General features: G+C 70.0%; 14 protein-coding genes. 2 read left to right on the forward strand and 12 right to left on the reverse strand.

The annotated features are described in order from the left end of the window. Window positions 1-60 precede the first annotated feature (60 nt). The 10 genes from EJK15_RS24620 to EJK15_RS24665 all read right to left on the reverse strand — a co-directional run bounded on the left by EJK15_RS24620 (window position 61) and on the right by EJK15_RS24665 (window position 14139). Window positions 61-1770, reverse strand: coding sequence for an alpha-amylase family protein (locus tag EJK15_RS24620; RefSeq protein ID WP_138712822.1), 1710 nt, complete (start codon window positions 1768-1770; stop codon window positions 61-63). Window positions 1771-1773: 3 nt separating this feature from the next. Then, window positions 1774-1995 (reverse strand): family 1 glycosylhydrolase, encoded by a 222-nt coding sequence (locus tag EJK15_RS72960; protein WP_206061090.1) that lies wholly within the window; start codon window positions 1993-1995, stop codon window positions 1774-1776. Window positions 1996-2472: 477 nt separating this feature from the next. After that, window positions 2473-4071 (reverse strand): solute symporter family protein, encoded by a 1599-nt coding sequence (locus tag EJK15_RS24630; RefSeq protein WP_138712837.1) that lies wholly within the window; start codon window positions 4069-4071, stop codon window positions 2473-2475. A 17-nt stretch (window positions 4072-4088) separates the two neighbouring features. Beyond that, window positions 4089-4418, reverse strand: a complete 330-nt coding sequence (locus tag EJK15_RS24635; protein ID WP_138712823.1) for a DUF485 domain-containing protein — start codon at window positions 4416-4418, stop codon at window positions 4089-4091. A gap of 155 nt (window positions 4419-4573) precedes the next feature. Next, window positions 4574-6832 (reverse strand): glycosyl hydrolase family 95 catalytic domain-containing protein, encoded by a 2259-nt coding sequence (locus tag EJK15_RS24640; protein WP_138712824.1) that lies wholly within the window; start codon window positions 6830-6832, stop codon window positions 4574-4576. Beyond that, window positions 6829-9660, reverse strand: a complete 2832-nt coding sequence (locus tag EJK15_RS24645; RefSeq protein WP_138712825.1) for a glycosyl hydrolase family 95 catalytic domain-containing protein — start codon at window positions 9658-9660, stop codon at window positions 6829-6831. The genes EJK15_RS24640 and EJK15_RS24645 overlap by 4 nt, the downstream gene beginning before the upstream one ends. Window positions 9661-9933: 273 nt before the next feature. Further along, a complete protein-coding gene (locus EJK15_RS24650) occupies window positions 9934-10758 on the reverse strand; it encodes a carbohydrate ABC transporter permease (RefSeq protein WP_138712826.1) in 825 nt (274 codons plus the stop codon). Continuing rightward, window positions 10755-11648, reverse strand: a complete 894-nt coding sequence (locus EJK15_RS24655; protein ID WP_206061092.1) for a carbohydrate ABC transporter permease — start codon at window positions 11646-11648, stop codon at window positions 10755-10757. Before EJK15_RS24655 ends, EJK15_RS24650 begins: the two co-directional genes overlap by 4 nt. Beyond that, window positions 11645-12901 (reverse strand): ABC transporter substrate-binding protein, encoded by a 1257-nt coding sequence (locus EJK15_RS24660; protein WP_138712827.1) that lies wholly within the window; start codon window positions 12899-12901, stop codon window positions 11645-11647. The genes EJK15_RS24655 and EJK15_RS24660 overlap by 4 nt, the downstream gene beginning before the upstream one ends. 74 nt (window positions 12902-12975) lie before the next feature. Continuing rightward, on the reverse strand, window positions 12976-14139 hold the full coding sequence (locus EJK15_RS24665) for a trans-sulfuration enzyme family protein (protein WP_138712828.1): 1164 nt from the start codon (window positions 14137-14139) through the stop codon (window positions 12976-12978). 11 nt (window positions 14140-14150) lie between these two features. On the opposite strand from EJK15_RS24665, the gene EJK15_RS24670 reads away from it, so the two are divergent. Further along, window positions 14151-15197: a LacI family DNA-binding transcriptional regulator gene (locus EJK15_RS24670; protein ID WP_138712829.1), complete on the forward strand. Its 1047-nt coding sequence runs from the start codon at window positions 14151-14153 to the stop codon at window positions 15195-15197. 50 nt (window positions 15198-15247) lie between these two features. Then, window positions 15248-17410: a helicase-associated domain-containing protein gene (locus EJK15_RS24675; RefSeq protein ID WP_138712830.1), complete on the forward strand. Its 2163-nt coding sequence runs from the start codon at window positions 15248-15250 to the stop codon at window positions 17408-17410. On the opposite strand, the gene EJK15_RS24680 is transcribed toward EJK15_RS24675, so the two are convergent. Continuing rightward, window positions 17407-18894, reverse strand: a complete 1488-nt coding sequence (locus tag EJK15_RS24680; protein WP_138712831.1) for a sodium/solute symporter — start codon at window positions 18892-18894, stop codon at window positions 17407-17409. The genes EJK15_RS24675 and EJK15_RS24680 overlap by 4 nt on opposite strands. A 31-nt stretch (window positions 18895-18925) precedes the next feature. Further along, window positions 18926-19243 (reverse strand): hypothetical protein (locus EJK15_RS24685; protein ID WP_138712832.1); only part of this gene is annotated, 318 nt, incomplete at its 5' end.

The raw sequence follows: 19243 nt of genomic DNA on the forward strand, positions 1-19243 counted from the left end.
CAGCACCTGACCGGCGGCGGCAAGCGGACGTGGCGCCGTACACGACGACCTCGGCCTGCCTCAGCGCCGCCACCACTTCGCCACGAGGCGGAGGTCATCGCCGGTGATCTGCTCGCCGGAGTTGTCGATGGACTCCACGTAGTACAGCGCGGGGACGCCGAGCGAGGGTTGCGCCTCGGCGTAGGCGAGCCAGTCCGCCCTGCTGGGCATCGGCCACTGGTCGGTGTCGATGAGGTGCCCCGGCATGGCGTGGGCGGCGACGGCGTGCCGGAAGCGGAGCTGGTCGACGGCGGGGACGGGGTTGTCGCAGGGGTCGCGTTCGAGCACGTCGTTGAGCCTGATCATGTCGCTGACGTCGCCGAAGGCGGGGTGCGGGGTATGGGTGATCATGAGGGCGTCCGGTTTGACGCGCTTGGCGGCGTCGTACATGGTGGCGAGCAGTTCATGGAGGAGCGCCAGGCCCCAGGTGGAGCCGTACGTCTTCAGGTGCGACCCGCTGGGGAACCACTGCGTGAAGTCGATCTTGAATCCGTCTGCTCCGAGGTCGCCGAGCAGCCGCTCCATGATCTCCTGGATCCGGCGGCGGTAGGCCGGGTTCGACGGGTCGGCGGCCACGGCCCGGCCGCCCGCGTCGGTCACGCACTCCTCGACCGGCAGCCCGTCCGGCGACCAGGCCCGCCACCACAGCAGCACGCGCTGCCCGCGCGCGTGCCTGGCCGCGATCCACTCTCGTAATGCGGGCCACTTCGCCGGGTCGGGTTCCAGGTCGCCGTACGTGAGCTGCCACCGGTCGTCGATGACGACGGTCCCCGGCACGACGCCGTGCTCCTCGAGCCTGGACAGCCACTCGTCGTAGAGGTCCTGCCTGGACAGGTCCACCGGGGAGCGGCCGTCCGCCCTGGCGCACTGGGCGCCCCAGCCGCAGAAGATCGGCTCGCTCCACCACGCGTGCCGCTCGTGGACGGGCCCGGCGGGCGCCAGGCCGTGCGCGACGAGGTCGTCCCGGTGGTGCGCGATCGCCTCCCAGGGGGACGCGGCGGCGCGGAACACGACGGCCGGCGACGTCCACGCGCCGCGCACCGCCGTGTGGCACTCGTAGTCGAAGCGCAGCAGCGCCCCGCCGTCGAGCGGCTCGTACCCGAGCTCGGTGAAGGTCAGGCCGGCGATCCCGGCGCGTACCGAGGCGCCGAGCCACGGCCCGCCGGGCACGGCGGTGGCGCCGCCCGGCTCCTCCTTGGTGAAGGCCAGGACCAGCGGCGGCGGCGAGAAGACCGCGTGCAGCCGGCCCGGCGAGGCGTCGCCGATCACGGTGAGCGCGACCGGCGCGGACACCGGCCTGACGACCTGCACGGGATGGGTGGGAGTGGGGTTGAAGACGCCGCGGGCGTGCACCCCGCTGCGGAACGTGCCCGCCGCGCGGGTGTTGAGCACGGCCCGCCCGCCGAGCAGCGTCACGTCGCCGAGCACGCCGTCGCCCTCGACGCGCACCTCCAGCGCGATCGTCTCGGGGGCGCAGGTCAGCCGGACGGTCTTGGTCTCCCACTCGGTCGTGCGCTGGGGGAAGTCGAAGATCGCGACGCCCTCGCGCTCGACGAGCACGGGCGGGAAGGTCTCGTACGTCTCGTCCCGCCCGCCCGCGGTGTTGACCGAGGCGATCAGGCTGAGCGTCATCCAGCCCTCCAGCTCGGCGCTGGGATCGGTACGGGAGACGGTCAGCCGGTAGTGGCCGCTGTCCAGGTGGTACGCCTGGTCGGTGGTGATGATGCGCATGGTCTATCCGAATGCCTCGATCCTGGGGAGATCGGGGGCCGTGCCGCCCCCGGCGATGAGCTTGGCGTAATAGCGCCCGGAATCCTTGATCGTGCGGACGCCGGTGGCGTAGTCGACGTGGACCAGCCCGAACCGGGGCCCACACCGACTCACCCCGGCCGTGGTGGCCCTCGTCTGGTACGCGGACGTGCCCGCGCCCCACAGGAATCCGCCGGGAAAGCTCATCCTCTGCTTCCAGTCGTGACGATGCCGGAGGGCTGCACCGGAGCCGCGCCGCCGGTCCCCTTGGCACAGGAAGTGAGCACCAGAGCCGGCGACACGGACAAGACGGACCAACGGACGAGGGGGGATCTCATGGGGGTTTGGCCTCCGACTGATCAAGGGGAGCATCAGGCGTGCCGATGAGGCCACGTGGCGCCAGGCCAGTGTGGCAACGTTCACACATCTGAGAACGTACCCATGCCGCCGAAACCCCGTCAACCACAGATTTCACAGCGTTTCGGTGTCGTTAACTTCGGCGGCCGGTGTGGGACGCCCACAATCCCTTTCCAGATACTTCCCACACGGGGCTTCCCCGGGCACGCGAAAAGGCCCGGCCTCCAAAGAGGCCGGGCCTTTCGGTGCGGAAGACGCCCGGGCGGGGGATGTGAGCGTTTCCGACGGGGAGGCGCCCTCAGGGCAGGAGGCGCCTCAGTGGGAGGATCAGTGCGGGGTCGCCTTCTCCGCGCCCACTCCGGTCAGGGAGCGGACCTCGATCTCGGCGTACTTGGCCGCGTTGTACTCCTTGCTGAGGACCGTGCCGATCCAGCCGCACAGGAAGCCCAGCGGGATCGAGATGATGCCCGGGTTGCTCAGCGGGAACCAGGCGAAGTCGGCCGTCTTGAACAGCGCCGTCTCCCCTCCGGACACCACCGGCGAGAAGATGACCAGAACGAGGGCGGAGACCAGACCGCCGTAGATCGCCGAGACGGCGCCCGCCGTGTTGAACCGCTTCCAGAATAGGCTGTAGAGGATGGCCGGCAGGTTGCCCGAGGCCGCCACGGCGAACGCCAGCGCCACCAGGAACGCCACATTCTGGCCCTGGGCGAGGATGCCCAGGCCGATCGCGACGGCGCCGATGACCAGGGCGGAGAGCCGAGCCACCACGACCTCCTGTCGGTCGGTGACCTGGCCGCGCTTGAAGACGTGCGCGTACAGGTCGTGGGCGAAGCTGGAGGAGGAGGCGAGCGTGAGCCCGGCGACCACGGCCAGGATCGTGGCGAAGGCCACGGCACCGATGAGCGCCAGCAGGATCGTGCCGCCGACCGGGCCGAAGATCTCCTCGCCGACCCGCTGGGCCAGCATGGGGGCCGCGGTGTTGCCCGCCTTGTCGCCCGCGACGATCGCCGTCTTGCCGACGAGGGCGGCGGCACCGAAGCCGAGGACGAGCGTCAGCAGGTAGAAGGTGCCGATGATGCCGATGCCCCACAGGACCGACTTGCGGGCCTCCTTGGCGGTGGGGACGGTGTAGAAGCGGATGAGGATGTGCGGCAGGCCCGCCGTGCCGAGGACCAAAGCGAGGCCGAGGCTGATGAGGTCGATCTTGCCGGCCAGGCCCTGGGCCTCGGTGCCGTACTTCAGGCCGGGGCTGAGGAAGGCGTCAGGGTTGCCCTTGGGACCGCTGGTGGCGGCGGCCTGGCCGAGCAGCGCCGACAGGTTGAAGCCGAACTTGCCCAGCACCAGCACCGTCACCAGCGCGGCGCCGCTCATCAGCAGCACGGCCTTGACGATCTGGACCCAGGTCGTGCCCTTCATGCCGCCGAACACCACGTAGACGATCATCAGCGCGCCCACGCCGACGATCGTCCACGCCTTGCCCGCCGGGGTGGTGATGCCGAGCAGCAGGCCGACCAGCGCGCCCGCGCCCACCATCTGGGCCAGCAGGTAGAAGATGCTGACCACGATCGTGGACACGCCCGCGGCCGTGCGGACCGGGCGCGGGCTCATCCTGAACGCCAGCACGTCGGCCATGGTGAACTTGCCGGAGTTCCGCATGAGCTCGGCCACCAGCAGCAACGCCACCAGCCAGGCCACCAGGAACCCGATCGAGTACAGGAACCCGTCGTAGCCGGACAGCGCGATGATGCCCGCGATGCCGAGGAAGGAGGCGGCCGACATGTAGTCGCCGCCGATGGCCAGGCCGTTCTGCACTCCGGTGAACGACCGGCCGCCCGCGTAGTAGTCGGCGGCCGTCTTGGTCTGGCGGCTCGCCCAGTACGTGATCCCCAGCGTCCCGGCGACGAAGGTGAGGAAGAGGATCATCCCGAGGGTGGTCGAGCTCACTGGGTCTTCTCCTCAACCTCGTGACGCAGCTTGTCGGCGATCGGGTCAAGCACCTTCTCGGCGTGCCTGGCGTACGCCCACGCGATCAGGAACGTGGACACGAACTGCAGCAGGCCGAAGATCAGCCCGACGTTGATCTCGCCGAGCAGCTTGATGGCCATGAAGTCGCGCGCCCACCCGGACATCACCACGTAGAGCAGGTACCACGCGAAGAACGCGACGGTCATGGGGAACGTCCAGGCGCGGAAACGCCTTTTCAGCTCTTGGAACTCATTGCTCTCCTGGACTTGTTCGTAGACAGACGCGTCATGTTCTCTGGTAGTCACGAGACCTCCACTGTGATGCGGATCACGCTCAACGTAAGGGCGCAACCTACCCTGCGTGGAGTCCCGTAACGGGGTTGTTCGCCGAGCCGCCTCCGTCCGGCGCTTAGTTGGTTATGGTCTGCGGTGAAAGGTCTGTTCAGCACGACGAACGGTCGCTACGGCAGGCCCCAGGGGGGAGCGCTCCCGTTCGCCGGTACGTCCCGGGGCTCCGACGGTCGAGCGCCGCGCCGGGCGATCACGGCCGTCGCGCCCCTGCGCAGCGGGATCTCGATCGGGTCCGATCCCCGATACGGCAGCCGCCTGCCGCGCTCGTCACGGACCTCGATCGGCCCCTCGATGCCGTGCTTGAGCTTGAGCGGCTCGCCTGCCTCGCTCCTGACCCTGATCCATTCGGTACGCCCACGGCTGCGCGCGGCGTCCACCACGAACGCCCCCTGAGCCCGAAGCCGCTCCACCGACGCCTCGGCCCAGGTCGCCGAGACCGCGGGGAACACCTCGACCACCCCGCCGTGGCTCTGGATCAGCATGTCGAGCAGCGACTGCGCGGCGGCCAGCGGGCTTTCGATCGCGAAGTTGGAGCCCTCCCTGTACATGGTGTTGGGCGTGATCGCGCAGTTGTCGACCACGTTGCCGTCGATGAAGAAGCGCAGGTAGGACAGGGCCTCCTCAGGGTTGCCGAACAGCGTCTCCATCGAGGAGGCCGCGGCGAAGCTGTAGCCGTGCCACCGCTCGCGCATGCTCGTCCAGTGCTCGAAGCTCCGCCTGTCGAGCGACTCCCGCAGCGGGTAGATCCACAGCAGGTGCGAGTAGTGCCGGTGCGACTCGGCGAGCGGCACGTTGGCCCCGATCATGACGCCCTGCTCGTTGCGGTGGTACGGCACGAGCCGCGCGAGGATCTCCCGCCACCGGGGCTCGAGGGGGTCGTCGACGCGGAGCCGTTCGGCGGTGTCGAGGAGCGTCCGGCAGCCCCAGCGGATCAGCGACAGGTCGTAGGTGGCGTCGGACGCGTTGGCGTACTCGGGTGAGCGGGTCTCGGGCAGGTGGAGTTTGCCGTCGGCGCCTTCGACGAGGAACCGGCCGTAGTAGTTGATCGCCCGGGTGAGGATCGGATGGAGGACGTCTTTGAGCACTGCGGCGTCCATGTGGTGCCGGTAGGCGAGCCAGACGTTGTGCATGGCCCAGGTGAGGTTGCCGGTGTGGTCGTTGGGGCTGACGCCCGGGATGCCGACGTAGCGTGGTCCCGGCCGGAGCATGCGGTCGCCCGGATGGCACAGCGCCCAGGACTGCCCGTCGCGGTACTCGGGCCGGACGTTCAGTTCGAGATTCTCGTGATATTTCCGGAAGGTCGTGGTGATGGCGTCGAGTTCCTGGTGGTTGGAGCCGTTGATCAGCGGATAGGCGACCTGGACGTTGAGGTTCCACCAGATGTTCGTCCAGCTGTTGCCCACCTCGGGGAACCACGGCCCCCACTCGGTCACCACAGGGGCGTTCTCCCTGGTGGCCGAGGCCATCTTGTACAGCTGGATCCAGTAGAAGCGTTGCAGCTTCTTGTCGGGGACCGAGACCAGGCTGCGCCGGTAGAACCGCTGCCACCAGAGCCGGTGGGCCACGACCTGCGCCTCGGGGTTGCCGTCGAGCACGTGGCGAACGGTCCGCACGGCCTCCTCGACGCCGGTCGAGGCCGGGTAGCCGTAGGCGATCGTGGCGGCGAGCAGGCGCCGGGAGCCCTGGCGGGCCTCGCGCCAGGCGGTGGTGTAGCCGCCGCCCGCGTGCATGGGCTGCTCGACGTACCCGTCGGCGACCACCGGGTCGGGATTTCCGGTGTAGTCGGGCGGGCGGCGGATCGTCCTGGTCGTGTGGGACGGCAGCGGCGTGAAGCCCCACGCCGCCGCCTCCTCCCCCGCGCTGGGCGTCAGGGACACCAGCAGCACGTCGCGCTGGTTGAGCACGAGCGCGGTGATCCGGACGCCGCCCTGCGTGGTCGTCACCGTGCCCGACAGCTCGGCGTGCTCCAGGTCCAGCCGCCAGTCCACGGCCGTGACGGCCCCGGCGAAGGTCAGCGTGAGATAGCCGATGGGCAGCCGCGAGTAGCCGATCGCCGCCTCCCACTGCCCCCGCTGATCCTGCACCACGGAGTGGTTGACCATGAAGCGCAGCACGTTGCCCTCGCCGCTCTTCTGGTAAATGTGCACGCCGAGAAACCCGTTGCCCAGGAACGGCCCTTCCTGCCAGCCGGCGGGCAGCCGCCGCCACACCATGGCGGCGTCGGCCAGGATGCCGCCGTGCGCGTCTCCGCCCGATCCGGCCTCCGCCCATGCGACAGGCGAGGTGACCGCCACGCTCGCTCCTGCGCCCGCCGCCACGGCGGCCGCTCCGGTGCCGGCCACGAAGGCGCGGCGGGAGATGCCAGTCATCGGGGTTCCTCCAGGGAGAGCGCGAACAGGTGAAGCTGGGGGCGGGTGAGCGCGGGCAGGGTGAGGGAGCGCAGTTCCCTGGCGGGGTCGAGCGCCGCCTGCGTCTCGAACAGGCCGACGCGCAGCGTGTTCGCGCCGTTCTGGCCGTGCCGATGGGTGCACCGCAGCACCTCGGTCGTCCCGGCGCCGGGCTGACCGCCCCAGTCGGGCAGGACGAACGGGACCTGGGCGGTGGAGCCGTCGGCGTACGTCGCGGCCAGCGCGGCGCTGACGCTGCCCGAGGTGCCGGCCCCGAGCAGGCGGACCTTGGCGTACGCGCCGGGCGGCACGTCGATGGTCTGCCCCTGGCCGGTGACGTTGTTCTTGACGCCGTCGCCGTAGGCGGGGAAGACGAAGCTCAGCCCCTCGTGCGTGAGCGGCCCGGCGGGCGGCAGCTCCTCTGCCGGGTAGGTGTAGCCGGACCCGTCCGCGTTCCCGTCGGTCATGGTCTCGTGGGTGGAGACGCCGTCGTTGTCGACGTGCGCCGACAGGTCCACCGGCGTGGTGCGGCCGGGCGGCGGGATCGGCGGCAGGCCCCACGCCTCGCCCGGCTTGGCGATCTTCACCGGGGCGATGGCCAGGTCGGGCCGCGCGCCGGTGTGGACGAGCACCTCCCTGCCCCGGCCCAACGTGATCTCCACGATGCCCTCCCCCAGGTCCTTCACCCGGGCCGGCCTGCCGTCGTCGAGCACGGCCGTGATCGGGCCGTCGAGGCCGTGCTTGAGCCTGAGCGGGGCCCCCGCCAGGCTTCGGATCCGGATGAACCGGGTGCGGCCGTCCTGGCGTACCCCCGAGACCAGGAACGCCCCCTGCGTCCTGAAGTCGTGGAGCGCGACGTCCCTCCACGAAGCGGGCACCGCAGGGAAGACGCGGACGATCCCGCCCCAGCTCTGGCAGAGCATGTCGTGGATCGATTGGGAGGCCGACAGAGGTGTCTCGATCACCGGCCCGGCCTCGGCGTAGTGGGTGTTGGGCCGGCACGGGAAGCGGCTGGCCGGGTCGAAGAACCGGTCGAGGTAGGACAGGGCGGTGTCGCCCCGGCCCATCATCGCGTAGAGGGAGGCGGCGCCGGTGTAGCTGTAGCCGCGGTGCGCGCTCGGCAGGGCCTGCCAGTGCACGACCGACTTCTCGATCAGCTCCCGGTGCTCGGGCTGGTCCCAGTTGACCAGGTAGAGGGGATAGACCATGAGGAGGTGTGAGTAGTGGCGGTGCGACTGCGCGTACGGGGTGTCGGCGCCGATCATGAAGCCGTTGGCGTCGACCGGGTAGTCCACGAGCGTGGCGAGCACCTCCCGCCACTTCGGCTCGAGCGGGTCGTCGACGCCGAGCCGGTCGGCGGACTCCAGCAGCGTCTGGCAGCCCCACCTGATCAGCGCCAGGTCGTAGTTGGTGTCCCGGGGCGGCGTGACCGGGTATTCCGGTGACAGCGTGCTGGGCAGGTGCAGTCTGCCGTCCGCACCGGGCGTCAGGAAGTGCAGGTAGTAGTTGATCGCCCGCCTGAGCAGCGGGAAGACCGTGTCGCGCAGCAGCCGGTCGTCCATGGTGTGCCGGTAGGTCAGCCACACGTTGTGCAGCGCCCAGGTGAGGTCGCCGACCTCGGCGCCGGAGCCGGGCGTGCCGACGCCGCGGGTGCAGAACATGTCGGAGCTGCGGCCCACCCCCGCCGAGTCGGCGCGGTAGGCGGCGGGCACGTTGTTGACGAGCTGCTCGCGGTTCTGGTCGAGCGTGCTGGTGAGCGAGTCGAGCTCCAGGTGGTTCGCACCGTGGATGAGCCAGTATTCGAGCTGCACGTTGAGGTTCCACCAGACCGCCGGCCACGGGGTGGACTCCAGCCAGGGACCGCTGGTGGCCATGACCGGGCCGCCCGCCCGGCCGGCCGAGGCCACCTTGTAGAGCTGGATCCAGTAGAAGCTCTGCAGCCGCTGGTCAGGCAGGGAGACGAAGCTCTTGACGTAGAAGTCGTGCCACCAGTCCCGGTGGCGCTTACGCATGATCCCGTACGGCCGCGCGTTCCGGATCTTGGCGAGCGCGGTCTCCTGGGCCTCGGTGGCGGACGGGAAGCTGTGGCCCACGGCTACCAGGAGCGTCCCGTCCTTGACGCGGTGGGCGGTGGCGGTCTGCCCGCCACCGGTGAGCGGCTGGAGCACCTGCTCGACGCCGTCGGTGGTCGCGGTGGTCCAGGGCCGGTTCGGGGTGTAACCGCTCGGCGGCGCCTCGGTGGCCGAGCGGGGGCTGACCGCCGCCTCCGGGTGGAAGGTCCACCGGACCTGCTCCTCGCCATCGGCTTCGGCCCTGGCGACCAGGATCTCGTCGTGGATGAACGCCGAGAAGGCCAGCGTGCCTTTGTCCGTCGTGACGGTGCCGGTGACCTCCGCGTCCCACAAGCTGAGCCGCCAGTCCACGGCGGTGATCGTGCCGACGGGATCGAGGGTGACGTGGCCGACGGGTAAGCGGCAGGTGCCCCAGCCACTGCCGAACTGGGGCCGGTGGTCCTGGACGCGGCCGTGCTGGACGGTGAAGCGGATCTTGTTCTGGCCCGGCTCCTGGTAGATCATGCTGCCGAGCAGCCCGTCGCCGAGGAACGGGCCTTCGTGCCAGGACTTGGGCATCCTTCCCCAGATCAGGTCCTGGGCCTTCATGAACTCCGGCCAGCGCACGCGCTCCCGAAGGCGCCAGCCGGCCCCCGCATGGGCGGGGGCCGCGGTAGCGGGAACGAGAGCGAGCGCCAAGCCGCCGGCGGCGGAGCCGATCACGGCTCGGCGGGTCGGGTCTTCGATGGGGGGTGTCATCAGGACTCTCCATATCGCAGGAAGAGATCGGATCTTTCGCCTGTATGACACACGAAATCACAGCCGTCAAGAGATCTTGATGGCCGTTGTCAACCTTCAGGAAACCTTACTTCATACTTAATCCGGCGCTGAGCTGCGAAGATGGATCGCCGCACACGTTTCCGCTGCGCAGGAGCAATTCTCCGGGCGGGCCGCCAATCATCGGATGCATCTGGAGATCGCCAGGAGCGGAGGCCGGGCCGAGTCCCGCTTCCGCGACCTCCGCTACCGGGGTCAGCCCTTGACGGCGCCCGCCGTCAGCCCTTCGACGATGTAGCGCCGGATGGCGGCGAACAACACGAGCGTGGGCAGCACGGACACCACGGTGGCGGCGGCCATGCTGCCCCAGTCGATGTCGTACTGGGTGATGAAGGAGTTCATGGCCACCGGGATCGTTTTGGCGTCCTCGCTGTCGATAAAGGTGATCGCCAGGAACAGCTCGTTCCAGCACTGGACAAAGGCAAAGATGAACGTCGCCGCGATGCCCGGCAGCATGACCGGGATCACCACCCGCACCATGGCGACCAGCCGCGACGCCCCGTCCACCTGGGCGGCCTCCTCCAGCGCGACCGGCACCCGCTCGTAGAAGCCACGCATGATGATCGTCGAGAACGGCACCAGCATGGCGACGTACACCAGCATCAGCCCGGCGAGCCGGTTGATCAGGTCGAGGTCGGACATCAGCAGGTAGAGCGGGCCGAGCGCGATGAACAGCGGGAGCATCTGGGTGACCAGGAACGCCAGCATCACCGCTCCCCTGCCGGGGAAGTCGAAACGGGCGAGGGTGTAGCCGCCGAGCACTCCGATCGCGGTCACCGCCCCGGCCGCGACGAGCGAGACCATGAGGCTGTTCAGCAGGTACGCGCCGAAGTCGGCGAAGGAGAACAGGTCTGCGTAGTGTTCGAACGTCACGTTGCCCGGCCAGTATCTGAGCGGCATCGAGAAGATCTCGGACTTGGGCTTGAGCGAGGTGACGACGATCCAGTAGAGGGGGAACAGGGTGATCAGCAGCCAGGCGGCCAGCACAACGACCTTGGCCGTGGTCGCGAGTCGTCTCATCTGGCCTTCTCGAATCTTGTGGCGTTGAGGTAGAAAACGCTGAAGGACAGCAGCAGGCCGAGGACGAGCAGGCCGACCGCGCCCGCCCGGCCGTAGTCGCCGCCGATGACCTGCTGGATGAGGAAGGTGGTGATGATGTCGGTGCTGCCGGCCGGGCCGCCGCCGGTCATCGAATAGATGAGATCCGGAAAATTCAGGATCCAAATGATGCGCAGCAAGACGATCAGCGCCAGCGTGGGCCGGATGTGCGGCAGCGTCACGTGCCAGAACTGGCGCAGCCGCGAGGCCCCGTCCACGTCCGCCGCCTCGTAGAGCTCCTTGGGGACCGACTGCAGCGCGGCCATGATCATGATGGCGAAGAACGTCACGCCGTACCAGATGTTGGCCACGATCACCGACGTCATCGCCCACCCCGGCGTGGCCAGGAAGCCGATGCGCTGGTCGATGATCCCGGTCTTGAGCAGCAGGTCGTTGATCACGCCGAACTGCCCGTTGAACATCCACCGCCACAGCAGCCCGATCAGGAACCCCGACATGGCCCACGGGAAGAACACCCACGCCTGGTAGAGGCCGCGCCCCCGGAAGTGCCTGCGCAGCAGCAGCGCCAGCCCGAAGCCCAGGAAGAACTGGAAGAACAGCGACACGACCACCCACGTGCCGGTGTTCCGCAGCGCCGTCCAGAACCGGTCCTCGCCCAGCACGGCCCGGAAGTTCTCCAAGCCGACGAACGGGGTCGAGGTCAGGTCGAACAGGTTGTAGCGCTGGAAGGCGATCATCGTGCCGCGGATCATCGGGTAGTACGTGAACAGCGCCACGAACACCGCGCCGGGCAGCAGGCACAGCGCGATGAACCTGGCCCGGCGGACGGTGAAGGTGCGTGGTGCGCTCACGAGACCTTCTTGGCCTGGTCCGTCCAGAAGGCGTCCCACGACTTGAGCACCTCGGCGACGGTCTTCTTACCGGTGAGCAGCGCCTGGACGTCGCGGTCGGAGTCGACGCCGAACTGGCTCCAGCCCGGGTAGTCCACGGGCCTGATCGTGATCACCTGCTTCGGGTCCTGCTGGGCCGCCAGGTACGCCTTCCACGCGCCCTGCGAGAACTGCGGGTCGCTCTGCGCCTGCTTGGAGATCGGGATGAGCGAGTTGCCCTTGGCGAAGGCGATGCTCTGCTTGGCCTCCGACAGGAACTGCACCAGCTTGACCGCCTCCTTCGGGTGCGTGGTGAAGGAGGTGGCGCCCCAGCCGGCGAAGCCGACGGGCTGGAAGGCGTACCCGGTGGGGCCCTTGGGGATGGGGGCGGTGGACCAGGCCGTGACGCCGCTGTCCTCGACCGTCTTGATCACCTCCGGGTCCTGGATGAGCATGCCGGTGACGCCCGAGGTGAAGCCCTGGACCATCTCGGGGTAGCCCCAGGACACCGAGTCCGGCGGCGACGCCTCCTTGAAGATCTTGACGTAGAGGTCCATGGCCTGGGCGGCCTCGGGGGTCGAGAAGATGGTCCGCTTGTCCTTCAGGAAGAAGGACTTCTCGGGGTTGAGAGCCTCGCCGTTGTACGCGCTGATCATCATCACCGCGTAGTCGGCGCCGCCCTTGCCGCCCCGGAACGAGTAGCCGTAGCGGTCCCCCGTGGTCATCTTCTTGCCGGCCTCGTAGAGCTCCTCCCAGGTGGTCGGAGGCTGGGCCATGCCGAAGTCCGTACGGTAGAACAGCGTGCGCTGGTAGAACCCGTACGGGATCAAGTAGGGCTTGCCCCCGACCTCGACCGCCTTCTTCTGGGCCAGCTCGGTCAGGTCCGACCAGCCCGGCCAGTCCGTGGTGGGCAGCTCGGCCAGCCAGCCGTTGTTGGAGAACGACTTGGCCGTGTGGTCGCGTACCTCCAGCACGTCCAGGTCCTTCTTGGTCTGCAGGATCTGGGTGATCTTCTGGTCGGCGCTGTCGAGCGGCGGCGAGATGAGCTCGACCGTGACGCCCGGGTTGGCCTTCTCGAAGTCGGCGATGAGGGATTTGATGAGCTTCGTGCGTTCGGGACTGGTCAGACTCTCGATCATGCGGAGCCGTACCTCTCCCGAGGACGACGAGCCGGAGCCGCAACCCGCGAGCACCAGCGTGGCGGCGACCGCGGTCGCCAGGAGGGGCTTTCTCATGGGGGGTGCCTCCCGCGTGTTCAGACAGCGCCCCGGTTCGGGACAGCGCCTGGCTTCATGGACAGCGCTGTCAGTCACGCTAGGCGACCGACACCTTCCAGCGCTAGACCGAGGTCCTTGATCAATGTGTCGGCGGCCTCCAGGCCGACCGAGAGGCGGACGAGGCCGACCGGGATGCCCATGGTGGCCCGCACGCTCTCCTCGGTGGACAGCGCGGGCGCGTTCACCAGGCTCTCGAAGCCACCCCAGGACACGCCGATCCTGAAATGCCGCAATTTATCGAGAAAAATCGCGACCTCTTCCCGCGATTCGGTCGCCAGCTCGATGCTGAACAGGCTCGAGAACCCCGACATCTGCCGCACGGCGATCGCATGTCCCGGATGCGACGGCAGCCCGGGATGGTTGACCGCGCGCACCGCCGGATGATCCTTCAGGAACGCCGCCACCGCCAGGCCCCGCTCCTGATGGGCCTCCATCCGCACGGGCAGCGTCCGCAAGCCCTTGATCACCTTGGCCGCGTCGTGCGGCGACATCGCGGCCCCGTAGAGCTGGTACTCGGTCAGCGCCAGCGGCCTGATCAGCCGCGACGGCCCTGTCACGACGCCGCCGACGAGATCGCTGTGGCCCCCGATGTACTTCGACAGCGAGTGCACGACCAGATCGACGCCCATCGTCAGCGGCTTCTGGAAGATCGGCGTGGACCAGGTGTTGTCCATCACCGTCACCAGCCCCCGCTCCCGAGCCCACCCGGTCACCTCGGCGATGTCGACGACGGCGTAGGCCATGTAGGAGGGCGACTCGAAGTAGAGTAGGCGCGTGTCCGCCCTGATAGCGCTGTCACAGCCGTCGACATCCTGGACGTGCGTATGCGTGACGCCGAACTTCTCCAGGTAGCGCAGGAACTGCGTGGTCGGCCCGTACACCGCGCCGAGCACCAGCACGTGGTCGCCGGCCGACACGAGCGAGGAGATGGTCGCCGAGATGGCACCCATGCCCGACCCGAAACATTTGGCCCGCTCTCCCCGCTCCAGCGCGGCCAGCTTACGCTGGGCGAGATCAACCGTCGGGTTGGTCCCCCGCCAGTAGACGTACCGCTCGTCCTCGTTCCTGACCGCCTCGCCCAGCTCCTCCGCGGTCGCGAACGTGAACAGCGAGTTCTCGAACACCGGCGGGTTGACCGCGCCCAGCACCCAAGGCTCGTCCTCACCCAACCGGCCACAGATCCATTCGTCATCCATGGGGGCAGCGTATGACAGCGACGGACCGCCGACGCCTGGAGGAGGAGCGGAGTGAGGCCACGAGCACGAACACCCGCAAGCCGACCATGGCGGACGTGGCCAGGCACGCGGGCGTGAGCCTCAAGACCGTCTCCCGGGTCGTCAACCAAGAGCCGCACGTCAGGGCTTCGCTGCAGCAGCGGGTGCAGGCGGCGATCAGCGCGCTCGGCTACCGGCGCAACGAGGCCGCCGCCCGGCTGGCCAGGGGCGCGACCATGCTGACGCTGGGCCTGGTGATGGAGAACATCTCCAACGAGTTCTACTCGCGCCTGGCCGCCGCGGTCGAGGCGGCCGCGGCCGAGCACGAGGCGCTGGTCGTGTTCGGCTCGTACGAGGAGAGTCCGGACAAGGAGCGCATGCTGATCGAGTCCATGTACGCGCGCGGCGTGGACTCCCTGATCGTCGTCCCGTCGGCGGCCGACCACGCCTGGCTGGCCGAGCACGCGGGCCTCCGGATGGTCTTCGTGGACCGCGTGCCGCGGGGGCTGGAGTCGGCGGACGTGGTGCTGCTCGACGACGTGCGGGGCGGCCGCACGGCCACCGAGCACCTGCTCGCCCGCGGCCACGGGCGGATCGCGCTGATCTCCGACGACGACGGGGTGAGCTCTGTGCACGACCGCGCCTCCGGCTACCGCCGGGCGCTGGGGGCGGCGGGGGTGGCGGCCGACGACTCGCTGGTGGTGCACAGAGTGTTCGACCCGTGGCGGGTGTCGCACGAGGTCTCCAGGCTCCTGGACCTGCCGGACCCGCCCACGGCCTTCTTCGCCACCAACAACCGGGCCGCGATCGGGATCCTGCAGGCGCTGCGGGAGCGGCCGGAGCGGCCCGCGTACGTGGGGTTCGACGACTTCGCACTCGCCGACGTGTTCAGCCCCGGGGTGACGGTGGTCCGCTATGACGTGACCCGCCTGGCCCGCAGCGCCGTGGACCTCCTCCTGAACCCCTCACCGACGCCCCGCCGGGTGAAGGTCCCGATCGAACTGGTCGCCCGCGGCTCCGGCGAACTCCCGCCGCTCTGATCACATCGCTCCCCCTGCGGGAGCGGTGGTCACCCCGCTACAGTCGATCCGTGCCTCCTCTCGCCGCCGACCTCACCAATCTCCTTCGTAACAGGCCGGAGCTGGCCGCGGCCCCCTCGCTCGAGGTGCTCGAACGACTGCTGGCCCGGCCCGAGCCGGCCATCCCCGTCCTGCTCGACCTGGACGCCGACTGCCACACGGTCAGCCAGGCCATACAGACGGCCGGCGGCGAGACCAGCCGCGCCGAGCTGGCCGGGACGCTCCACGACCCGCACGGGCGGTTAGACGAGGTGCTGGGCACGCTGGCCGGACGGGGCCTGATCGCGCTCGACGGCGACACCGTACGCTCGCCGCACCGCCCCGGCCTGTGGGCGCACCCGTTCGGGCTGGGCAGGCCGCTGCGCGCGTTCGAGAAGAAGCTCACGGCCGAAGCGCTGAAGGTCGTGGTGAAGGCCCTCGGCGGCCAGCCCGTGGGCCGCAAGGCCGACCTGGTGACGCGGGCCGAGGAGCTGCTGCGCGACGGCGCGTCCGTACGCGCCCGCGCGGCGCGGCTGCCGCGCCAGGCCGTCACGCTGCTGGAGTCCATGGCGTCCGGGGCGCCGGTGGTGGGCGGCGAGCAGCTCTACTACGGCTCCGTGTCCCGGACGCACCCGGTGCAACGCCTGGTCGACGCCGGGTTCGTGATCCGTGACGGCTGGGAGTACGAGATGCCCAGGGAGGTGGCGCTGGCCCTGCGCGGCGACGGCTGGAAGCCGGCGCTGACCGGGCAGCCCGACGTGCCGGCCGGGCCGCGGCCCGAGAGCGACGGCGTGAGCGCCGCGCTGGCCGCCATCGACCGCGCCGAAGCCCTGGCGGAGCTGGCCGGGACGGAGCCGGTCGCCGAGCTGAAGGCCGGCGGCGTGGGCGTCCGCGAGCTCAGGCGGCTGGCCAAGGCGCTCGGGCTTCCTGGGCAGGAGGCCGTGCTGTGGCTCGACGTCGCCCACGACGCCGACCTGATCGCTTCGGAGCAGGGCGAGCGGCTGCTCAGCACCACGCAGGTCGACGACTGGCTGGCGCGCTCCTCCCCCGCCAGGTGGCGGGTGCTGGCCGACGCCTGGCTCCGGCTGCCGCAGGCGGCCACGTACCGCGTCGTGGGCTGCTGCGAGGACCACCTGGAGCCGCTGCCGCCGCCGTACCAGTTCGAGTGCGGGGCGGGCCGGATCCGGCGCGCGGTCCTGGAGACGCTGCGCACCCTGCCTCCAGGGCTGGGCACGGACGCCGCCGGGCTGACGGCGGCGGTGGCCTGGCGCACGCGGGCGACCGCCGAGGCCGCGAAGGCGTCCGACGAGTTCGTCGCCGCGGCCCTGCGCGAGGGCGAGTTGCTCGGGATCGTCGCCGACGGAGCGCTGACGACCCTCGGCCGGGTCTTCTTGGACGACGGCGAAGCACATGTGCTCTTCCCTCCGCCCGCGACGACCGCGACCCTGCAGAACGATCTGACTGCGATCGTGTCCGGGACCCCCGCCCCCGACCTGGCCGCTTTCCTGAACGCCTGCGCCGACCTGGAGTCACGTGACCGGGCCAGCGTGTGGCGGTTCTCGGAGAAGACCATTCGCCGGGCGCTGGACACGGGCACGGACACCGACGCCCTGCTCGCCGGCCTGGCCCGCTTCTCGGCCAAGGCGGTGCCCCAGCCGCTGGGCTACCTCGTCACCGACACCGCACGCAAACACGGCACCATCAAGGTCGCGGCGGGGCCGTCCGTCGTGGTCGCCACCGACCCTGCCGTCATCACGGAGCTGTGCGGCTCCAGGGCTCTGCGCAAGCTGGCCCTGCGCCAGATCGCGCCGACGGTCGCGATCGGCGCCCTGCCCCCGGACGAGGCGCTGCGCCTGCTACGGCAGTCGGGCCACGCGCCGGTCGGCGTGTCCGCCGACGGCACGATCAAAGCCGAGTCGGCCCGGCGCCGCCGCCTGCCCGTGGACGTCGAGCCGCCGGCCGACGCCGCCGCGGCGGCCGCCGCGATCCTCAGGGGCGACAAGAGGGACACGGCGGGCGAGGCGCTGGCGCTGGCCGTCGTCACCGGCGAGGCGATCGTCATCATGTGGCAGCGCCAGGAGCACTACATGGAGGACCTGAACATCGTGGGCAGTGTGGTGACCGGCTACTGCCATGATTGCGACCGCGGGCACACCTTCGAGCGCACGAAGATCAATAAGGCGTATCTGCCCTAGGACGAGCGGGGCCGCCAGTCGCCGCGGTCGAGGTCGAGGTTCTCCGGCGTGTGCAGCCTGACCATGATCCTGGCCACTCCGGGCGGCACCCGTTGCGGGGTCAGGAGCGACACCACCACCATGACCGCGAACGCGATCGGCACCGTCCACGCGGCGGGCTGGGCCAGCAGTGCCTCCGCGAACCCTCCGTACGGTGCGCCCGTGATGGTGGCCAGCACCGCGGCGCAGGCGAGGCCGCCGCCCACGAACAGCCCGGCCAGCGCCCCTGTGGTGGTGAGCCGCCGCCACCAGATGCCGAGCACGAGCAGCGGGCAGAACGACGAGGCCGCCACCGCGAACGCCAGCCCCACCACGTCGGCCACCGGCAGCGCCCGCGCCCACAGCGCCAGCGCCAGCGGCACCGCCACGGCCATGAGCGTGGCGATCCTGAACGAGCGCACCCCGCCCTTGAGCAGGTCCTGGGCGATGACCCCCGCGACGGACACGGTCAGCCCCGAGGACGTGGACAGGAACGCCGCGAACGCCCCGGCGGTGACCAGCGCCGTCAGCAGGTCGCCCAGCGTGCCGCCGATCATCCGCGCGGGCAGCGTCAGCACGACGGTGTCCGTGCGCGTCAGGTCGGGCGCGTAGAGGCGGCCGAGCCACCCGTACACGGGGGGCAGCAGGTAGAACGCGCCGAGCAGCGACAGGACCACCAGCGTCGTACGGCGGGCGGCCCGGCCGTCCGGGTTGGTGTAGAACCGCACGAGCACGTGCGGCAGCCCCATCGTGCCCAGGAACGTGGCCAGGATCAGCGAGTACGTCGAATACAGCCCGTACTCCTTGCTCCCGGCCAGCGGCACCTGCCAGGCGGTCGCGTCCTGCCCGGCGACCCCGGGCGCGCCGTCGGCGTACCAGGCCATCAGCAGGAACACCAGCGGCACGGCCAGCGCCGTCAGCTTGAGCCAGTACTGGAACGCCTGCACGAACGTGATCGACCGCATGCCGCCCGACAGCACGTTCACCGCCACGACCACGGCGACCAGCAGTCCCCCGACCCACACGGGCGCGCCGGTGATCGTCCGCAGCACCAGCCCGGCGCTCTGGAACTGCGGCATCAGGTAGAGCCAGCCGATCAGCACGACGAGCACGCTGGCCGTGCGGCGCACGGTCATCGACTCGAGCCTGGCCTCGGCGAAGTCGGGCAAGGTGTACGCCCCGGAGCGGCGCAGCGGCGCCGACACCAGCACCAGCAGCACCAGGTAGCCGCCGGTCCAGCCGACGGGCAGCCACAACATGTCCACGCCGAAGGTCAGGATGAGCCCGGCGACGCCCAGGAACGAGGCGGCCGACAGGTACTCGCCGCCGATGGCCGAGGCGTTCCAGAGCGGGCTGACCGTGCGGGAGGCGACGTAGAAGTCGGAGGTGGTACGGGAGACTCTGATGCCGAACGCCCCGATGAGCACGGCCGCCACCACCACGACCAGGACTGCGGTCAGGCTCATGCGATCGGCCCCGGTCCGGCTGCTCGCTCGCTCATCGGCGTTCGACCAGCTCGGCGAAGTGGCGTTCGTTGCGCTCGGCCTGGCGGACGTACAGCCAGGCGCCGACGACGAAGGCGGGGTAGATGAGCCCGGCGAGCACCGCCCACGGGAGCGGCACGCCGAGCAGGTGCACCTCGCCCAGCTCGGGGATGAGCAGGAACAGCAGCGGCAGGCCGCCGACCACGCAGGCCAGCACGGTGCAGACGAACAGCGCCAGCCGGAACTGGGTGCGCAGCAGCGAGCGCATGTAGACCTCGCCGAGCCGCGTCTGCTCGTCGATCTCGCGGGTGGCGGGGTAACGGGGGCGGCG

Origin of the sequence: Nonomuraea basaltis, from assembly GCF_005893125.1 — a bacterium.
Classification (GTDB): Bacteria; Actinomycetota; Actinomycetes; order Streptosporangiales; family Streptosporangiaceae; genus Nonomuraea; species Nonomuraea basaltis.